Origin of the sequence: Actinoplanes sp. NPDC089786, from assembly GCF_040684855.1 — a bacterium.
GTDB lineage: Bacteria > Actinomycetota > Actinomycetes > Mycobacteriales > Micromonosporaceae > Actinoplanes.
The window spans coordinates 1,739,282-1,755,817 of the sequence record NZ_JBFBGU010000001.1 but is presented as its reverse complement, the minus strand read 5'-3'; the positions used below and the strand labels follow the sequence as shown (position 1 = coordinate 1,755,817).

The window sequence follows — 16,536 nt, the reverse complement described above, 5'->3', positions numbered from 1 at the left end:
TCGATCCGGCCTAGGAAGAAGAAACCTTGGGCTTGGGTACGGACGCGGTGGCGGCGACCACCGGGGTCTTGTCGGCGCCCGGCAGGGACACGGTGATCTCCAGGCCACCGCCCTGCTGGGCGACCGCCGACACGGTCCCGCCGTGGGCGTCGCACACCGCCCGGACGATCGACAGGCCCAGCCCGGAACCGCGCGACCCGGTGCGCTCCCAGCCGCCCCGGCGGAACGGCTCGAACAGGCCCGGCACGTCGACCGGCTCCACCTCGTACCCGGTGTTGCCGACGACCAGCCGGGCCTGGCCGTCCACCGTCGTGGTGCGCAGCCAGAGCTTGCCCATCAGGTGGTTGTAGCGGATCGCGTTCTCGATCAGGTTGCCGGCCAGGCGGTCGAGCAGGCTCGGGTCGCCGACAACCGGCGCCGCCTGCAGATCGGTCTCGACCTGGAGCTTCATGCGCTCGGCCTCGGCCTTCACCGCGGACAGCGCGTTGTAGACCGAGGTCGCCAGGTCGGCCGGGACCTTGCGGACCAGGCGGCGGCCGGACTGCGCCTCGCTGCGTGCGAGCACCAGGAGGGCGTCGACCAGGCCGTTGGCCCGTTCCGAGGCGTTGCGGACGACCTTGGCCATCCGCCGGTACTCGGCCACGTCGGCCTCGTCGTCGCTGAGGGTCACGTCGATCTCGGTGCGCATCACGGCGAGTGGGGTACGCAACTCATGCGACGCGTTGGCCACGAACCGCTTCTGTGACTCGAACGCGCCGGCCAGCCGGTCCAGCATCGCGTCGAAGGTGCGGGCCAGCTCGGCCACCTCGTCGTCCGCGCCGGCGTAGCGGATCCGCTGGTCGAGGGTCTCCTCGCCGAGCCGCTGGGCGGTCGCGGTGACATTGTGCAGCGGGCGCAGGGCCCGACCGGCCACCGCGTACGCCCCGGCGATGCCGATCATGCCGATCGCGAACAGCGCGACCAGCCCCTTGACCAGCAGCTCCTGCGACGCCCGGTCGACCAGCTCACGCTGCCAGTAGAGGGCGTCGAGGGTACGGCCGTCGTTGAGCACCACCTGGGTGCCGGCCTTGAGCTCGTCGGCCGGGTGCAGCGCGTCACCGACCAGCAGCCAGGCCAGCAGCACCAGGATCGCGCCGGCACCGACCAGCAGGATGCCGTTGAGCAGCGTGAGCCGGAGCCGCAGGGTCGGCCGCAGCCAGTTCCGCGGCTGGTTGCGACCCAGGTAGACGGTCACGCCGAGCCGCCGGGGGTGACCACGACCGGTTCGGGCACCCGGTAGCCGGCGCCGACCACGGTCTCGATCAGCGGCGGGTCGCCGACCTTCTTCCGCAACGTCATCATGGTCACCCGCACCGTGGTGGTGAACGGGTCGGTGTTGGCGTCCCAGACCCGTTCCAGCAACTCCTCGCTGGACACCACGCCGCCGCGGGCCTTGAGCAGCTCCTCGAGCACCCCGAACTCCTTGTTGGTGAGGTCGATCGGGGCGCCGCCGCGGGAGACCACCCGGCGGGTCTGGTCGAGCACCAGGTTGCCCACCGTGAGCACCGGCGGCGCGACCGGCGTGGCCCGGCGGCCGAGCGCCTGCACCCGGGCGACCAGCTCGTCGAAGGCGAACGGCTTGGGCAGGTAGTCGTCGGCGCCGAGCTGCAGGCCCTCGACCTTGTCGGTGACCGTGCCGCTGGCGGTCAGCATCAGCACCCGGGTCAGCGCCCCGGAGGCGACCAGCGCCTTGCAGATCTCGTCGCCGTGCATCCCGGGCAGGTCCCGGTCCAGCACGACCACGTCGTACCGGGTCACGTAGGCCATCTCATGGCCGGTCAGCCCGTCGTACGCGACGTCGACCGCCATCCCCTTGCGCCGCAACCCACGCGCGATCGCGTCGCACAGGTTCCGCTCGTCCTCCACCACCAGCACGCGCACGTCCGCGCCTCCCGATCCGCCGTTCACCAGCGAAACCCGCTGACCAAGTGCAGGCTACTTCAGCGACCAAAGCCCGACCGACGCGTCGATCCGGCGGCACACCAGCACCTCGATCGTGGTGTGGCAGTCGCCGGACACGTGGTCGGCCGTGCCCAGCACGTGGATCCGCATGGTGGCCGGGTCGAGCCGGGCGTAGTAGACGGTGTCGTCGATCAGGTGCTCGCGCAGCCCGACCACCATCCCGTCGGCGTCCGCCGCGCCGACCGAGTGCCACCGGCCGAAGTCACCGCGGACCTGACCGGTGTCCGGGTCGAGCACGGACACCACCCGGCCACGCTCCCCCGGTTCGTTGCCGGTGGCCAGCAGGTAGTGCCCGGCCTGGTCGGCGTAGTTCCACCGGTCGGCGATCCAGCGCCGCACCCCGGTCTCTCGATCCAGCCACCAGAGCCCGCCCTGCCAGCTCAGCGAGCAGATGCCGGTGTCGCAGTCGTTCTGCACCCAGCGCCCGGAGAGGTCGACGTCGCTGTGCCACGCCTCGCTCAGGCCGGGCAGGCGGTAGGCGGTGGTCCCGCGCGGCTCGCCGACCAGGACCAGGTCGCCGGCGGGCCAGATCGGCACGTCGGCCCCCGCGGGCCGGTCCCGCACGCGGGTGGTCGCCCGCGCGGTGAGGTCTCCGGTACGGGTGTCCCGGACGCTCAGCTCACCCGTGTCGGTGGCCGACACCAGCATGGCCGGGAAGCCGCCCGGCCCCAGCCCGGACGCGACGGTGAAGCCGCGCCGCGGTTCCTCGACGGTCCACCGGAGGTTGCCGGTGGCCAGGTCGACGCCGTACCAGGCGCGTGGCCCGGGCCGCGGGTTGTTCTCGCGGAGCAGCACGATCCCGTCGTCCGGCGACATGCTGAGCAGCCGGGCCGGCCGCCGCCAGAGGGCCCGGTGGGTGCCGGCCTCGAGCGCCACCGTCGCGTCCGTGTCCAGGCTGTCCACCTGGTACGAGATCAGGATCAGCGGCCCGGCGGCGAGCACGCTGATGATCGCCCCGGTGACCGAGGCCGTGGTGCGGGAGATCAGCCGGCCGGCGGGCAGCGCGTACTCGTTGATGACCCGGTCGGTGGCCGGGGCGCCGGGCGGGAACGGGCCGGCCTCGACCACGAAGAGCCGGTCGGCCGAGACGAAGGTCATGTCGCCGAGCCCGGCCGCCACCACCCGCGGTGGGGGCGGCGGCTCGCGGTGCGCGGCCCCGGTGCAGAGCGCGACCAGGATCAGGGCGATCAGGGCGCCGAGGGGCCGCCGGAGGCGCAGCGGGTCGGGCGCGGCCGCCACCCGCACGGTCCGCGTCACCATCCCGAGATCGATCAGCGTCTCGCCCACGGCTCGATTGTGCGCTCAGGGCGACCCGGGCGATAGGCGCTGGGAGCGATGGGCGCTGGGCTCGACCGGCGCTAGGCGCGGTAGGCGAACAGCTCGATGCCCTCGTCGTGGCGGCAGACCACGAGACCGTCGCCGGCCCGGCAGTCGCGGACGATGACGTCAGCGTACCCGAGGGGCTGGATCTGCCCGGCCCGGACCACCGCGAAGCTCATCCGTTTCCCGCCCGGCTCGACCCGGGAGAGCAATGTCTCGAGGGTGCCGAGCGAGCTGAGCGTCTGCCAGCTCCGCAGGTCGGCGGCCGGCCGGCCGGAGGCGGCGTCGACCACGCGCAGCGGACGCTGGGAGACGCTGTCGTACTCGATCAGCGACGAGCCCTGCGGGCGCAGGCTGGCCTCGCGTCCGGTCCGCCAGCGGGTGGCGCCGGTGGCCGGGTCGATCACCTCGGCCCCGGTCTCCGAGCGGCGGCAGACCACGCCGTCGCAGCGGGCGCCGGTGGCGGTGTCGCTCAGCGGCCCGGTCGGCGTGTGCCAGCGTGGCGTGAGGGTCGCGAGGTCGTAGGCCGTGGTCGTCCGGGCGCCGAAGACCACCGCGAGACCACCGACGATGTCGACCCAGCCGCCCCCGGCCGACTCCTGTTCCCGGAGCACCCGCCCGGTCGTCGCGTCGACCTCCTGGAGCCGGTCGTCCGAGACGACCAGCAACGAGGCGCCGACCATCCGGGTGACGGCGGCGCCGCGGACGGGCAGCCGCCACAGCGCGCGTCCCGTCCCCAGATCGATGCCGCTCACCTCGGTGCGCTGGGGCGGCTCGTGGTAGGGCCGGCCGTCGTCGCCGATGTGCAGCATGCCGTCCGCGTCGGAGCCGGGGTCGTTGGCGGCGCCGGGCCGGAAGATCGTCCGGCGGATCAGGCCGACCCCCGGCAGCGCGGGCTCGACCCGGTTGCGCAGGGTGTAGCGGGTCTGCCCGGACCGGAGGTCGACCGCGACGGTGCTGTAGTCGGACTGCGGCACCATCAGGGTGTCGCCCTCGGCGAAGAGCCAGTTGCCGGCGGTGAGCACGACACCGTCCGGCGGCTCGCTCGCGGGCAGCGAGGCGGTCCAGAGGCGGCGTGGGGGATCCTGCTGCCAGGCGGTGAGCACCCGGGCCTGGTCGGTGTCGGCCAGCGTGACGATGCGGTCGCCGGCCGGCGTGAAGGTGCCCTCGGTGGCCAGCGGGATCGAGCCGATCGACCGCCACATGGTCGTGGCCGCGGGCGCGGCGCCGCCCAGGGCGAGCAGCAGCACGGCGGCGACGACGAGACCGGCCGGGCGGAAGATGTGCAGCGGGGGGCGGGCCGGGGTGAGCGGCGTCTCGGGCGACGGATCGAGCTCGATCACCGCCACCGGGGTCACTCCTTCAACTGGTACGCCCAGACGACCAGCTCGCCCGAGGTCGACCGGCACACCAGCCGGCCGGGCGCGGCCTGACAGTCACCGGTGCCCGGCGGCAGATCGGCCAGCGGTCGCGGACTGGACAGTCCCGGCTCCGCGACGGCGACCATCGTACGTGCACCGGCTTCGACGTCCCGCGTCACCAGCAGGTGGCCGCCGGCGCTCCCGCCGACCACCCGCCAGCCGTGCAGGTCGGTGAGGACCCGCCCGGTCGCCGGGTCGATGATGCCGGCCGGGTCGGCGCCGCCGTCGGCCGTCCCGTAGGCCAGGGTCAGCGCCCCCCGCTGCTCGACGCTGCGCCAGCCGGCCTGGAACCAGCGTTCCTGGCCGGTGGCCGGGTCGATGCCGCGGATGCCCTCCGGGGAGTTCAGGCAGGCCACCGGGCCGCAGTCGCGCACCTCGTAGACCTTGTCGGCGGACCGTTGCCAGAGCCGTTGCAGGGTGACCGGGTCGTAGGCGGAGACCACGGCGCCGTACCGGCCGAGGTGCCGCAGCAGGACGAGGCCGCCGGAGACGGCCGGGTTCTCCGGGCCGTAGTTGGCCGCGGGCAGCTCGGCCGAGGCGAGCTTCTCGCCGGTGGCGAGGTCGTGCACGACGGCCGTGCGGTCGTCGTGCACGAGCAGCATCCGGGTGCCCGCGTCGCCGGGGCCGGGCACGCCCAGCAGCACCGCGGTGCCGGGCACGTCGACCTCCCAGAGCACGGTGCCGTCGACCGGCTGGAGGGATTGGACCGGGCCCTGGACCCGGCGGTTGGTGCCGCCGCTGCGCACCGCGTACACGCCGAGCATGGCCTCGCTGCCGGCCAGGTTCATCACGGTGCCGTCGTGCTTCCAGCGGGTGAGCCCGGTGGCCAGCGAGAGCGCGGTGGTGTTGGGCTGACCGGGACCGTACGAGGTCCACGGCCGCATGAGCACCAGCCCGTTGGCGGTCCGCAGCCGGTAGGTGGGCCGGTCGGACGCGATCTGCCAGCGCCGCGCCCCGGTCGCCAGGTCATAGGCGGCCAGGGTGCCCTGGGTCTGCGCGAGGAGCTCGTTGTTGTCGGTCAGCGCGTACGTGTCGGCGGGCGCGACCCGCAGGCTGAGCACCGGCGAGAGCGGCGACGGGGACGGCGGCGCGGACGGGCCGGCCACCGCCAGCACGGCCAGCGCCACCATCAGCGGCGCGAACCACGGCGCCACCGTGGACCGGGTCGGCCGGCGGTAGGTCTCCGGCTCGCCGCGGTCCAGGCCAAGATCGATGACAATCGTGTTCTCGCCGAAGGTCTCAACCGCCATGCCATAAAGGTAACGGCTGGATAACGAAACCGCCCGTCGGGACTTTCCGATCAGAGCGGGGCGTGCTCGGCCTCCAGCTGGGAGACCGACTCGGTCACCGCGAGCGCGATCTCCTGCGGGGTGAGGCCCAGCGCGGCCAAGATCTCGGACCGGGTGCCGTGCGGGTGGAAGCCCGGCGGCACCGCGAAGTCGCGCAGCGGCGCCCGCACGCCGGCGTCGCGCAGGGCGGCCGCCACCGCGTCACCGACGCCACCGGCGCGCACGCCGTCTTCCAGCGTCACGACCATGCGGTGGGCGCGGGCCAGGCCGGCGATCTCGATCGGGACCGGGCGGACCCAGCGCGGGTCGACCACCGTCACGCCGTACCCCTGCTCGGCGATCCGCTCGGCCGCCTGCATGCCCAGCGCGGCGAACGCGCCCACGGCGACCAGCAGCACGTCCTTGCGATCGTCTTCGCGGAGCACGTCGACCGGGCCGACCCGGCGCAGCGCGGGCAGGTCGGCGGCCACCGAGCCGGTCGGGAAGCGCACGATCGTCGGGCCGTCCTCGACGGCGACCGCCTCGCGCACCTCCTCACGCAGGGTGGCGGCGTCGCGGGGCGCGGCGATCCGCAGGCCCGGCACCACGCCGAAGACGCTCAGGTCCCAGATGCCGTAGTGGCTCGGCCCGTCCGGCCCGGTGACGCCGGCCCGGTCGAGCACGATCGTCACCGGCAGCCGGTGCATCGCCACGTCGAGCAGCACCTGGTCGAAGGCCCGGTTGAGGAACGTGGCGTAGACCGCGACGACCGGGTGCATACCGCCCATCGCCAGACCGGCCGCGCTGGTGATCGCGTGCTGCTCGGCGATGCCGACGTCGTAGACCCGCTCCGGGTGTTTGGCGGCCAGCTTGGCGATGCCGGTCGGCTCGGCCATGGCGGCGGTGATGCCGACGATGTCCGGCCGCTCGTCGGCGATCGCGACCAGCTCCTCGGCGAAGACGTTGGTCCACTTCACCGAGGGCTTGGCGGTGAGCGCGCCGGTCTGCGGGTCGAACGCGCCCGGACCGTGCAGGCAGTCGGCCTCGTCCTGCTCGGCCGGGCGGTAGCCGTAGCCCTTGCGGGTCACCGCGTGCACGATGACCGGCTGGTTGAAGCCCTTGGCCTTGCGCAGGGCCGACTCCATGGCCTGCTGGTCGTGGCCGTCGACCGGGCCGACGTACTTGAGCCCGAGATCCTCGAACATCGGCTGCGGGCTGACCGCGTCCTTGATGCCGCGCTTGACCGCGTGCAGCACCTCGTAGGCCGGGCGACCCACGATCGGCGTCGACCCCAGCGCGTCCTTGACCAGGTCGAGAACCCGCTCGTAGCCGGGGTTGAGGCGCAGCGTGGCCAGGTGGTCGGCCAGGCCGCCGATCGTCGGCGCGTACGAGCGGCCGTTGTCGTTGACCACGATGACCAGGCGGTTCTTGGCCGCCGCGATGTTGTTGAGCGCCTCCCAGCACATGCCGCCGGTCAGCGCGCCGTCGCCGACCACGGCCACCGTGTGCCGTTCTTCGCCGCGCAACGCGAACGCCTTGGAGATGCCGTCCGCGTACGACAGCGCGGTGGACGCGTGCGAGTTCTCGATCAGGTCGTGCTCGCTCTCGGCCTGGCTCGGGTAGCCGGACAGGCCACCGCGCTGGCGGAGCAGGTCGAAGCCGCCCTGCCGGCCGGTCACCATCTTGTGCACGTAGGCCTGGTGGCCGGTGTCGAACAGGATGCGGTCGCGGGGCGAGTCGAAGACCCGGTGCAGCGCGAGCGTCAGCTCCACCACGCCCAGGTTGGGACCGAGGTGGCCGCCGGTGCGGGACACCTTGGCCACCAGGAAGTCACGGATCTCGGCCGCGAGCAGGGTCAACTGCTCACCGCTGAGGCGCTTGAGATCGCCCGGAGCGGTGATCGAGCCGAGCAGGCCGTACGGAGTGGGGAGGGCTTCGCTCATGACACCCGAGTCTATCGGCGCTGCGCCCGCCCGCATCCGCCCGACAACCATGGTCACCTGAACCTGCACACGATCTACACATGGACCGGGGTCGAGTAATACGTTAGAAACCGTGGATGACCGTCGAATCAACGGCGCCACCGCGCCGTCGTGACCGCTCCCACTGGCTCTACATCGCGGTGCTCATCGCGATGGCCCTGGGCATCGCGGTCGGCTTTCTCTTCCCGGAATTCGGCAAGGAACTCCGTCCCCTCGGTACCGGTTTCGTCAACCTGATCAAAATGATGATCGCCCCGGTCATCTTCTGCACGATCGTCCTCGGTGTCGGTTCCATCCGCCGGGCGGCGCAGGTCGGCAAGGTGGGTGGCCTGGCCCTGGGCTACTTCCTGATCATGTCGACGGTCGCCCTGGCCATCGGTCTGGTCGTCGGCAACATCCTCAAGCCGGGCGCCGGCCTGCACCTGACCGACGCGCTGGCCGAGACCGGCAAGGCCCAGGTGGCCGAGGACGCCAAGGGCACCACCGACTTCATCCTCGGCATCATCCCCGACACCCTGTTCTCGTCACTGACCTCCGGCGAGGTGCTCCAGGCCCTGCTGGTGGCGCTCCTGGTCGGCTTCGCCGTGCAGGCGCTCGGCGCGCGGGGCGAACCGGTCATCCGCGGCATCCAGGCCGTCCAGCGGGTGGTCTTCAAGATCCTCGCGATGATCATGTGGCTGGCCCCGATCGGGGCGTTCGGCGCGATGGCCGCGGTGGTCGGCGCGACCGGCTTCGACGCGCTGAAGAGCCTCTTCACGATCATGGTCGGCTTCTACATCACCTGCGCGATCTTCGTGTTCGTGATCCTCGGCCTGCTGCTCCGGCTGGTCGCCCAGATGAACGTGTTCCGGCTGTTCAAGTACCTGGCCCGGGAGTTCCTGCTGATCCTGTCCACGTCGTCGTCCGAGTCGGCCCTGCCGCGGCTGATCGCGAAGATGGGCCATCTGGGCGTCAGCCGGCCGGTGGCGGGCATCGTGGTGCCGACCGGGTACTCGTTCAACCTGGACGGCACGGCCATCTACCTGACCATGGCCTCGCTGTTCATCGCCGACGCGATGGACAAGCCGATGTCCATCGGTCAGCAGATCGGCCTGCTCGCCTTCATGATCATCGCCTCCAAGGGCGCGGCCGGCGTCACCGGCGCGGGCCTGGCCACGCTGGCCGGCGGCCTGCAGAGCCACCGCCCCGACCTGGTGCCCGGCGTCGGCCTGATCGTCGGCATCGACCGGCTGATGTCCGAGGCCCGGGCGCTGACCAACTTCGCCGGCAACTCGGTCGCCACGGTGCTGGTCGGCAAGTGGACCGGCGAGTTCGACCCGGTGCAGGCGGAACGCGTGTTCAGCGGCGAGGACCCGTTCGACGAGTCGACGTTCTCGGACGAGGCGCACAGCGGGGACGAAGCGCCGGGCGGGGAGGAGCCGCCGGCGCCGCCCAAGCGCGACGAGCCGGTCAGCGCGTAGGGGTCAGCAGGGCCACGCATTCGATGTGCCGGGTCATCGGGAAGCAGTCGTACGCGCGGATCTCGGTTGCCGTCCAGCCGAGCTCCGCGAACGTTCCGATGTCCCGGCCGAGCGCCGCCGGGTCGCAGGCCACGTAGGCGATCGCCCGCGGACCGGCGGCGGCCACCGCGTGCACCACCTCGGCGCCCGCCCCGGACCGCGGCGGGTCGAGCACCACCAGGTCGACCGGTCCGGTGACCCGGCGCCGGCGCAGCGCCCGCTCCACCTTCGCCTCGACGACCTCCACCGGCAGGTCGGCCAGGTTGGTCCGGGCCGCCGCCGCGCCCTCGGGGGCCGACTCGATCAGGCTCACCCGGGCGCCGGTCCGCCCGGCCAGCGCGGCCGCGAACAGTCCCGCCCCGCCGTAGAGGTCCCAGGCGGTCTCCCCCGGCCGCGGGTCGAGCATCTCCAGCACCGTGGCGACCAGCGTCTCGGCCGCCGCCGGGTGCACCTGCCAGAAGCCGTCGGCGGGCAGCGTCCAGGTTCGCCCGGCCGCCGCCTCGCGCACCTCGCCCTCGCCGTCCACGACGACCGCCGGCCCGATGCCCGGGGCCACCACGTCGATCTCCTCGGCGGCCGGCCAGGGGTGCGACAGCACATCCAGCTCCTGGATGTGCGGATGCGCGATCAGGCAGCGGTCGATCGCCACCACCTCGTGCGACCGGTGCTTGAGCAGCCCCGGCCGGTCGGCGGCGTCCACCGAGTAGCGCACCCGGGACCGCCACCCCAGCAGGCCGCCGGGCAGGCGCTCCACGCGTACCCCGGCGATCTGCTCCGGGGTCATCCCACCCAGCCGGGTGAGCTGCTCGTGCACCACGGCGGTCTTCCAGTCGAGCTGCCCGGTGTCGCTCACGTGTTGCAGATCACAACCACCACAAAGATCGGGCTTCGCGTACGCGCACGGCGCCGTCACCCGATCCTTCGAGGGCTCGTGCACCTCGACCGCGTCGGCGCGCAGATAGCCGCGATGCACCTCGGTGACCGCCGCGGTCACCCGCTCGCCGGGCAGCGCGTGCCGGACGAACACCACCCGGCCGTGCTCGCCACCCAGCCGCGCGACACAGTGCCCGCCGTGCGCCGGGCTGCCCACGGTCACCTCGACGGTGTCGCCCTCGACCAGGTCGTCGGTCACCGGATTCACGCCTTCACGTCCTCGTGCTGCGGCTCCGGATCCTGTTCCGGTGGCGGCGGCAGCGGGCGGCTGCGCGGGCCCCGCTGCGGCGCCTGGCTCAGCCCGCGGTCGAAGCGCTCCAGGTCCTTGTCCTGGCTGGACTGCAACTGCCAGGGCACGCTGGTCACCATCACGCCCGGCTCGAACAGCAGCCGCCCCTTGATCCGCAGCGCGCTCTGGTTGTGCAACAGGTTCTCCCACCACCGGCCGACCACGTACTCGGGCACGAACACGGTCACCACGTCGCGCGGCGAGCCGCGGCGCACGCTCTTCACGAAGTCGATGATCGGCCGGGTGATCTCCCGGTACGGCGAGTCGACCACGGCCAGCGGCACCGGCACCTGGCGGCGCTCCCACTCGTCCTGGATCTTGCGGGTGTCCTTGTCGTCCACGTTCACGGTGACCGCGGTCAGCGTGTCGGGGCGGGTCGCCTGGGCGTACGCGATGGCCCGCAGCGTCGGCAGGTGAACCTTGCTGACCAGGACGACGGCGTGGTTGCGGGACGGCAGGACCGGACGCTCGTCGGTCGGCTCGAGCTCGGCCGAGACCCGGTCGTAGTGCTTCCGGATGGCCAGCATGGTCGCGTAGATGACCAGCATCGCCGCGATCGCGATCCACGCGCCGAGCAGGAACTTGGTGATCAGCACGACGATCAGCACCGCGCCGGTGAGCACCATGCCGAACGAGTTGATGGCCCGGGAGCGGACCATCTGCCGCCGGCGGGTCGGATCACGCTGGGTCCGCAGCAGCCGGTTCCAGTGCCGGATCATGCCCGCCTGGGACAGCGTGAAGGACACGAACACGCCCACGATGTAGAGCTGGATCAGCCGGGTGACCTCGGCCTCGAACGCCACGATCAGCACCATCGCGACGATCGCCAGGAAGATGATGCCGTTGCTGAAGGCCAGCCGGTCACCGCGGGTGTGCAGCTGGCGCGGCAGGTAGCGGTCCTGGGCCAGGATCGAGCCGAGCACCGGGAAGCCGTTGAAGGCGGTGTTCGCGGCCAGGAACAGGATCAGCGCGGTCACCGCGCCGACCAGGTAGAGCAGGACCGAGCCGCTACCGAAGACGGTCTCGCCGAGCTGGGTGGTCACGGTCTTCTGCACGTAGCCGGCCGGGCCGCCGACGATCTGCGTCGTCGGGTCCTCGACGAACTGCAGGTGGGTGGCCTGGGCCAGCACGATGATGCCGACCAGCATGAGGATCGCGAGGCTGCCCAGGAGCAGCAGCGTGGTCGCCGCGTTCTTGCTCTTCGGCGCCTTGAACGCCGGCACGCCGTTGGAGATCGCCTCGACCCCGGTCAGCGCCGCGCAGCCGGACGAGAAGGTTCGCAACAGCAGGAAGACGAAGGCGAAGCTGGTGAGGTGGCTCTCCTCGGCCGCGATCCGCAGCGTGGCGCTGGGCGCCTGGAGGTCCTGGCCGAGCACGAAGACCCGGACCAGCCCGGTGAGCACCATGCCGACCATGACGATGATGAACGCGTAGGTCGGGACGGCGAACGCGGTGCCCGACTCGCGCAGGCCGCGGAGGTTCAGCGCGGTCAGCACGGTGACCGCGACCAGCGCGATGCCGATCTTGTGCTCGGCCACGAACGGCACGACCGAGCCCAGGTTGCTCACGCCGGCGCTGATCGACACCGACACCGTGAGGATGTAGTCGACCAGCAGCGCCGAGGCCACCGCGACGCCGAACCGGGGACCGAGGTTGACCGTGGCGACCTCGTAGTCGCCGCCGCCGGACGGGTAGGCGTGCACGTTCTGCCGGTAGCTGGCCACCACCGTGACCATCACCACGGCCACCGCCAGCGTCACCCAGGGTGAATAGAGATAGGCCCCCGCGCCGGCGATGGAGAGGGTCAGCAGGATCTCGTCCGGGGCGTAGGCGACGCTGGAGAGCGCGTCGCTGGCGAACACCGGCAGCGCGATCCGCTTGGGCAGCAGCGTGTGCTGGAGCCGGTCGGATCGGAACGGCCGGCCGACCAGCAGCCGCTTGACGATGGAGGTGGGACTGACCACAAGCGCAAAGCGTACGGCGGTATCGAACGCGTCGTCGGCCGCCCCGGCCCACACGCTTGGCGGGGCCGTGCCAAGCTACCCAGGACAGCTCGGACGGGTCTTCGGAAGGCAACGACGTTGTACGTGGTGATCATGGGGTGTGGCCGCCTCGGGTCCACCCTCGCGCACAAGCTCGACGCGCGCGGACACACCGTGGTGGTGATCGACCAGAACGCCGACGCCTTCCGCCGGCTGGGCGCCGAGTTCAGCGGCACCACGGTCACCGGCATCGGCTTCGACCGCGACGTCCTCCGCCAGGCCGACATCGAGCGCGCCGACGCCTTCGCCGCCGTCTCCAGCGGCGACAACTCGAACATCATCTCGGCCCGGCTGGCCCGCGAGACGTACGGCGTGTCCCGGGTCGTCGCCCGGATCTACGACTCCCGCCGGGCCCTGGTCTACGAACGCCTCGGCATCCCGACCGTGGCGACCATCCGCTGGGCCGCCGACCGGATGGTCCGGCACCTGGTCCCCGAGGGCACCGTCGAGGTGTTCCGCGACCCGACCAGCTCCATCTCGATCGTCGAGACCCCGCTGCACCGGGACTGGGTCGGCATCACCGTGGGCCGGTTCGAGGACGCCACCGGGGCCCGGGTGGCCTACCTGATGCGCTTCGGCATCGGCTCGTTGCCCACCACCTCCACCGTGCTCCAGGACGGCGACCAGGTCTTCGTGCTGGTCACCGACGACACCGTCGGATCGGTGCTGGGAATCGCCTCCTCCGCCGCCCAGGGAGGCCAGTGACATGCGGATCGCCATCGCCGGGGCCGGCAACGTGGGCCGGTCCATCGCCCAGGAGCTGATCGGCAACGGGCATCAGGTGATGCTCATCGAGCGCCAGCCGCGCCAGCTGCGCCCGGAACGGGTGCCGGACGCCGAATGGGTCCTCGCCGACGCCTGCGAGGTGAGCAGCCTCGAGGAGGCCGACCTGGCCGGCTGCGACGTGGTGGTGGCCGCCACCGGCGACGACAAGGCCAACCTGGTGGTGTCGCTGCTGGCCAAGACCGAGTTCGCGGTCGGGCGGGTGGTGGCCCGGGTGAACCGGGCCGAGAACGAGTGGCTCTTCAACGAGCAGTGGGGCGTGGACGTGGCGGTCAGCAAGCCGCGCCTGATGGCCGCCCTGGTCGAGGAGGCGGTCACGGTCGGCGACCTGGTCCGGCTGATGACCTTCCGGCAGGGTGAGGCCAACCTGGTCGAGATCACCCTGCCCGCCGACGCGCCCTACGTGGGCCTGCCGGTCCGCGACGTGCCGCTGCCCCGCGACTCGGCCCTGGTGACGATCCTGCGCGGCAAGCGGGTGCTGGTGCCGACGCCGGACGACCCGCTCGAGGCGGCCGACGAGCTGATCTTCGTCTGCACCGCCGAGGTGGAAGATCAGGTTCGCGCGGTCATCCTCGGCACCGACGACCTCACGGACTGACCGGGTCGGCCTCGGTCGCCTGGCGCCGGGTGATCCGGTGGATGTACCAGGCGGTGAACGCGAACGTGGCGGCGTACATCGGCCAGCTGATCACGACCCGGGTCACGCCCAGCGCGGTGGCCTGATCGGCCAGGTAGAGCCAGCCCTGGATGCCGGCCCGGATGAACAGCGAGCCGGCCCAGACCAGGGTCAGCCACTGGAACGCGCGGAACAGCTCACGGTTGTCGAACCAGTCGTGCCTGCCCTTGTTGACCAGCACGCCCCAGACGTACCCGATGATGGGTTTGCGGATCACCACGGAGGCGATCAGCACCACCACCTGGCCCAGGCTGAGCAGGATGCCGGGCAGGTAGAAGTCTTTGGCCTCGCCGGACCGCCAGGCCAGCCAGGCGCCCAGGGCAATGCCGAAGATGCCGTTGATCGCGTGGCGGATCGGCTCCTTGCGGATGATCCGGTAGACGCCGATCAGCACCGCCGTGCCGACCGCGCCGCCGATCGCCCAGTACAGCGCGGTGCGCTTGTCGAGCCCGGCCGCGTTCTCGCCGAGAATGACGTTGAGCAGCACGAAGGCCGCCACCGGGACGCCCGACTCGATCAGCCCGCGCACCCCGCCGAGCTGCTCCGAGAGCATCTCGGACATGGACGGGAGCGGTTCCTCCTCGTCGTCCGCCTTCGCCTGGTCGGGTGACACCGGATGCAGGTCCTGGGCCTCGACGATCTCCTCGGCGACCCGGTCCATGCCCTCGTCCGGCGGCGCGACGTGTCGGGGCTCGCTCCCGGAAGTCAACGCGGCGCCTCCAGCTCGTAGAACGGGTTGTAGATCACTTTGCGCTCATCCCGGATCGCTATCCGCCCGCGGGCGGTGAGTTGCCGCCCGGGCTCGACCCCGGCGATCGAACGCCGGCCGAGGAAGACCAGGGTCACCACGTCGCTGCCGTCGTAGAGGTCGGCCTCGAGCGTCGGCAGATTGGTACGCGGCGTGTAGGCGACCGTCTTGAGCCGGCCGGAGACCGACACCACCTGGCCGCGGGTGCACTGACCCGCCGGGATCGCGCCGCACTTGGCGCTCTCCCGTTGCAGCTCCTCCGCCTGCAGTTCGTCCTCCGAGGCCGTGAGGCGCTCGAAGAACCGGCGCAGGCCGGTGGTCCGTTCGGTCGACATCATCTCACGGTACGCCGTTCACGCTCTTGAAGTTCAGTCCGGTTGCTGCTGCTGAGCCTGGTCGGCCATCTCGGCCGGAAGACGCACGGGCAGAGGCTCACGCACCGGCCGCGGCTCGTCGTCGCGGGCCACCACCAGGCCCTCCAGGCACTCCCAGAGCACCGGCGAGACGGCGCTGTCGGTCGCCACCGGACCCTGGAAGGTGGCCCGGACGAACCAGCGCGGCCCGTCCACCCCGACGTACCGCACGTCGACCAGTTGGCCCTGCGGGTCGGGCAGCTGGGCGACCAGCTCGGTGCCGTACCGCCCGTGCTCCTCGCGCACGGTCAGCCCGCCCGCCTTCATCTCCTGGAGCATCTCGGCGCGGACCTCGTCCCAGATCCCGTCGGTACGCGGGGCGGCGAACACGCCGAACTCCACCGCGCCCGCACCGGACACCAGCACCACGTGCTCGACGCTGCCGTCCTGACCGGCCTGCACCCGCACCTCGACGCCCTCGACCGCCGGGATCTGCATGCTGCCCAGGTCGAGCCGGGCCACGCCCTCCGGCGCCCACTGCTCGTCCCAGGGACCGAACTCGGGCTTCTGCGGGTCGCCGGCGGTCATGCTGTACGCCAGCGCGTCGGACTGCGGGGCGTCGTCCTGCCGGACGTGCCGGGGCCGCTTACGGGAGAACATCGGTGGTTCACCTCTCTGCACGCCGGGGCGTGACGAAAGCCTGGTGGCCGCCGGTCGAGCCGTGCCCGCCCGCGCCGCGAACCGTGTCCGGCAGCTCGTCGACGACGTGGAAGGCGACGCGCTCGACCCGCTGCACCAGCAACTGGGCGATGCGGTCACCACGGGAGATCTTGACCGTGGCGGCCGGGTCATGGTTGACCAGGTTCACGAGGATCTCGCCGCGATATCCGGAGTCGACCGTACCGGGCGCGTTGAGCACCGTGACGCCGAGGCGGTGTGCCAGACCGGAACGCGGGTGGACCAGCCCGACATAACCCTCCGGGAGCGCGATCGCGATGCCGGTCGGCACCAGGCGGCGCTCGCCCGGCGCGAGCACCACGTCCTCGGCGGCGACCAGGTCGGCGCCGGCGTCGCCGGGGTGTGCGTACGCGGGCAGCGGCAGGTCCGGATCGAGCCGGCGGACCATCACGTCCACAGCGTCAGGCCTCTCGTCGGTGGGTGAGCGGCGTTTACCATGCCATCCTGCCGCACTCCGGAGCGAAGACGCGCCGTACCCTCACC

The 16,536-nt window shown here is 72.0% G+C and carries 15 protein-coding genes; 3 read left to right on the top strand and 12 right to left on the bottom strand.

Translation table 11 applies throughout. The features are described 5' to 3' along the window. Positions 1-10 precede the first annotated feature (10 nt). From AB0O15_RS08450 to dxs, 6 genes are all read right to left on the bottom strand, one after another. The gene (locus AB0O15_RS08450) at positions 11-1,234 is read right to left on the bottom strand and encodes a HAMP domain-containing sensor histidine kinase (RefSeq protein ID WP_364315757.1); all 1,224 of its coding nucleotides are present in this window, start codon (positions 1,232-1,234) and stop codon (positions 11-13) included. Next, a complete protein-coding gene (locus tag AB0O15_RS08445) occupies positions 1,231-1,920 on the bottom strand; it encodes a response regulator transcription factor (protein WP_364315755.1) in 690 nt (229 codons plus the stop codon). The genes AB0O15_RS08450 and AB0O15_RS08445 overlap by 4 nt, the downstream gene beginning before the upstream one ends. Positions 1,921-1,974: 54 nt before the next feature. Further along, positions 1,975-3,288, bottom strand: a complete 1,314-nt coding sequence (locus AB0O15_RS08440) for a hypothetical protein (protein ID WP_364315752.1) — start codon at positions 3,286-3,288, stop codon at positions 1,975-1,977. A gap of 71 nt (positions 3,289-3,359) precedes the next feature. After that, positions 3,360-4,670, bottom strand: a complete 1,311-nt coding sequence (locus AB0O15_RS08435) for a PQQ-binding-like beta-propeller repeat protein (protein WP_364315749.1) — start codon at positions 4,668-4,670, stop codon at positions 3,360-3,362. A 5-nt stretch (positions 4,671-4,675) separates the two neighbouring features. Continuing rightward, entirely contained in the window at positions 4,676-5,992 is a 1,317-nt protein-coding gene (locus AB0O15_RS08430) for a PQQ-binding-like beta-propeller repeat protein (protein ID WP_364315747.1), read from the bottom strand. 50 nt (positions 5,993-6,042) lie between these two features. Continuing rightward, positions 6,043-7,953 carry a 1-deoxy-D-xylulose-5-phosphate synthase gene (dxs, locus tag AB0O15_RS08425; protein ID WP_364315744.1) on the bottom strand — a complete coding sequence of 637 codons (1,911 nt, stop codon included), beginning with the start codon at positions 7,951-7,953 and terminating at the stop codon, positions 6,043-6,045. Between the two features lie 116 nt (positions 7,954-8,069). On the opposite strand from dxs, the gene AB0O15_RS08420 reads away from it, so the two are divergent. After that, entirely contained in the window at positions 8,070-9,452 is a 1,383-nt protein-coding gene (locus AB0O15_RS08420) for a cation:dicarboxylase symporter family transporter (protein WP_364315741.1), read from the top strand. On the opposite strand, the gene AB0O15_RS08415 is transcribed toward AB0O15_RS08420, so the two are convergent. Further along, positions 9,442-10,623 carry a TRAM domain-containing protein gene (locus AB0O15_RS08415; protein ID WP_364317139.1) on the bottom strand — a complete coding sequence of 394 codons (1,182 nt, stop codon included), beginning with the start codon at positions 10,621-10,623 and terminating at the stop codon, positions 9,442-9,444. The genes AB0O15_RS08420 and AB0O15_RS08415 overlap by 11 nt on opposite strands. A gap of 5 nt (positions 10,624-10,628) precedes the next feature. Further along, on the bottom strand, positions 10,629-12,677 hold the full coding sequence (locus tag AB0O15_RS08410) for an APC family permease (RefSeq protein ID WP_364315739.1): 2,049 nt from the start codon (positions 12,675-12,677) through the stop codon (positions 10,629-10,631). 117 nt (positions 12,678-12,794) lie between these two features. On the opposite strand from AB0O15_RS08410, the gene AB0O15_RS08405 reads away from it, so the two are divergent. Both AB0O15_RS08405 and AB0O15_RS08400 read left to right on the top strand, forming a co-directional pair. Next, complete coding sequence (locus AB0O15_RS08405) at positions 12,795-13,460, top strand: TrkA family potassium uptake protein (RefSeq protein ID WP_364315737.1); 666 nt, start codon at positions 12,795-12,797, stop codon at positions 13,458-13,460. Position 13,461: 1 nt separating this feature from the next. Further along, positions 13,462-14,136 (top strand): TrkA family potassium uptake protein, encoded by a 675-nt coding sequence (locus tag AB0O15_RS08400; protein WP_364315734.1) that lies wholly within the window; start codon positions 13,462-13,464, stop codon positions 14,134-14,136. Here AB0O15_RS08400 and AB0O15_RS08395 read toward each other — a convergent pair. From AB0O15_RS08395 to dut, 4 genes are read right to left on the bottom strand one after another with little or no spacing between them, the layout of a single operon-like run. Beyond that, the gene (locus AB0O15_RS08395; RefSeq protein ID WP_364315731.1) at positions 14,126-14,923 is read right to left on the bottom strand and encodes a DUF3159 domain-containing protein; all 798 of its coding nucleotides are present in this window, start codon (positions 14,921-14,923) and stop codon (positions 14,126-14,128) included. The genes AB0O15_RS08400 and AB0O15_RS08395 overlap by 11 nt on opposite strands. Next, the gene (locus tag AB0O15_RS08390) at positions 14,920-15,300 is read right to left on the bottom strand and encodes an OB-fold nucleic acid binding domain-containing protein (RefSeq protein ID WP_364315728.1); all 381 of its coding nucleotides are present in this window, start codon (positions 15,298-15,300) and stop codon (positions 14,920-14,922) included. Before AB0O15_RS08390 ends, AB0O15_RS08395 begins: the two co-directional genes overlap by 4 nt. 30 nt (positions 15,301-15,330) lie before the next feature. Next, positions 15,331-15,975, bottom strand: a complete 645-nt coding sequence (locus AB0O15_RS08385; protein WP_364315726.1) for a DUF3710 domain-containing protein — start codon at positions 15,973-15,975, stop codon at positions 15,331-15,333. Positions 15,976-15,982: 7 nt separating this feature from the next. Further along, complete coding sequence (dut, locus tag AB0O15_RS08380; RefSeq protein ID WP_364317138.1) at positions 15,983-16,441, bottom strand: dUTP diphosphatase; 459 nt, start codon at positions 16,439-16,441, stop codon at positions 15,983-15,985. Positions 16,442-16,536: the final 95 nt, after the last annotated feature.

Bases quoted from the DNA above. Each gene is read 5' to 3' on its own strand.
- AB0O15_RS08400 (WP_364315734.1), top strand. From the start codon at position 13,462: ATGCGGATCGCCATCGCCGGGGCCGGCAACGTGGGCCGGTCCATCGCC.
- dxs (WP_364315744.1), bottom strand. From the start codon at position 7,953: ATGAGCGAAGCCCTCCCCACTCCGTACGGCCTGCTCGGCTCGATCACC.
- AB0O15_RS08430 (WP_364315747.1), bottom strand. From the start codon at position 5,992: ATGGCGGTTGAGACCTTCGGCGAGAACACGATTGTCATCGATCTTGGC.
- AB0O15_RS08385 (WP_364315726.1), bottom strand. From the start codon at position 15,975: ATGTTCTCCCGTAAGCGGCCCCGGCACGTCCGGCAGGACGACGCCCCG.
- AB0O15_RS08390 (WP_364315728.1), bottom strand. From the start codon at position 15,300: ATGATGTCGACCGAACGGACCACCGGCCTGCGCCGGTTCTTCGAGCGC.
- AB0O15_RS08420 (WP_364315741.1), top strand. From the start codon at position 8,070: ATGACCGTCGAATCAACGGCGCCACCGCGCCGTCGTGACCGCTCCCAC.
- dut (WP_364317138.1), bottom strand. From the start codon at position 16,441: ATGGTCCGCCGGCTCGATCCGGACCTGCCGCTGCCCGCGTACGCACAC.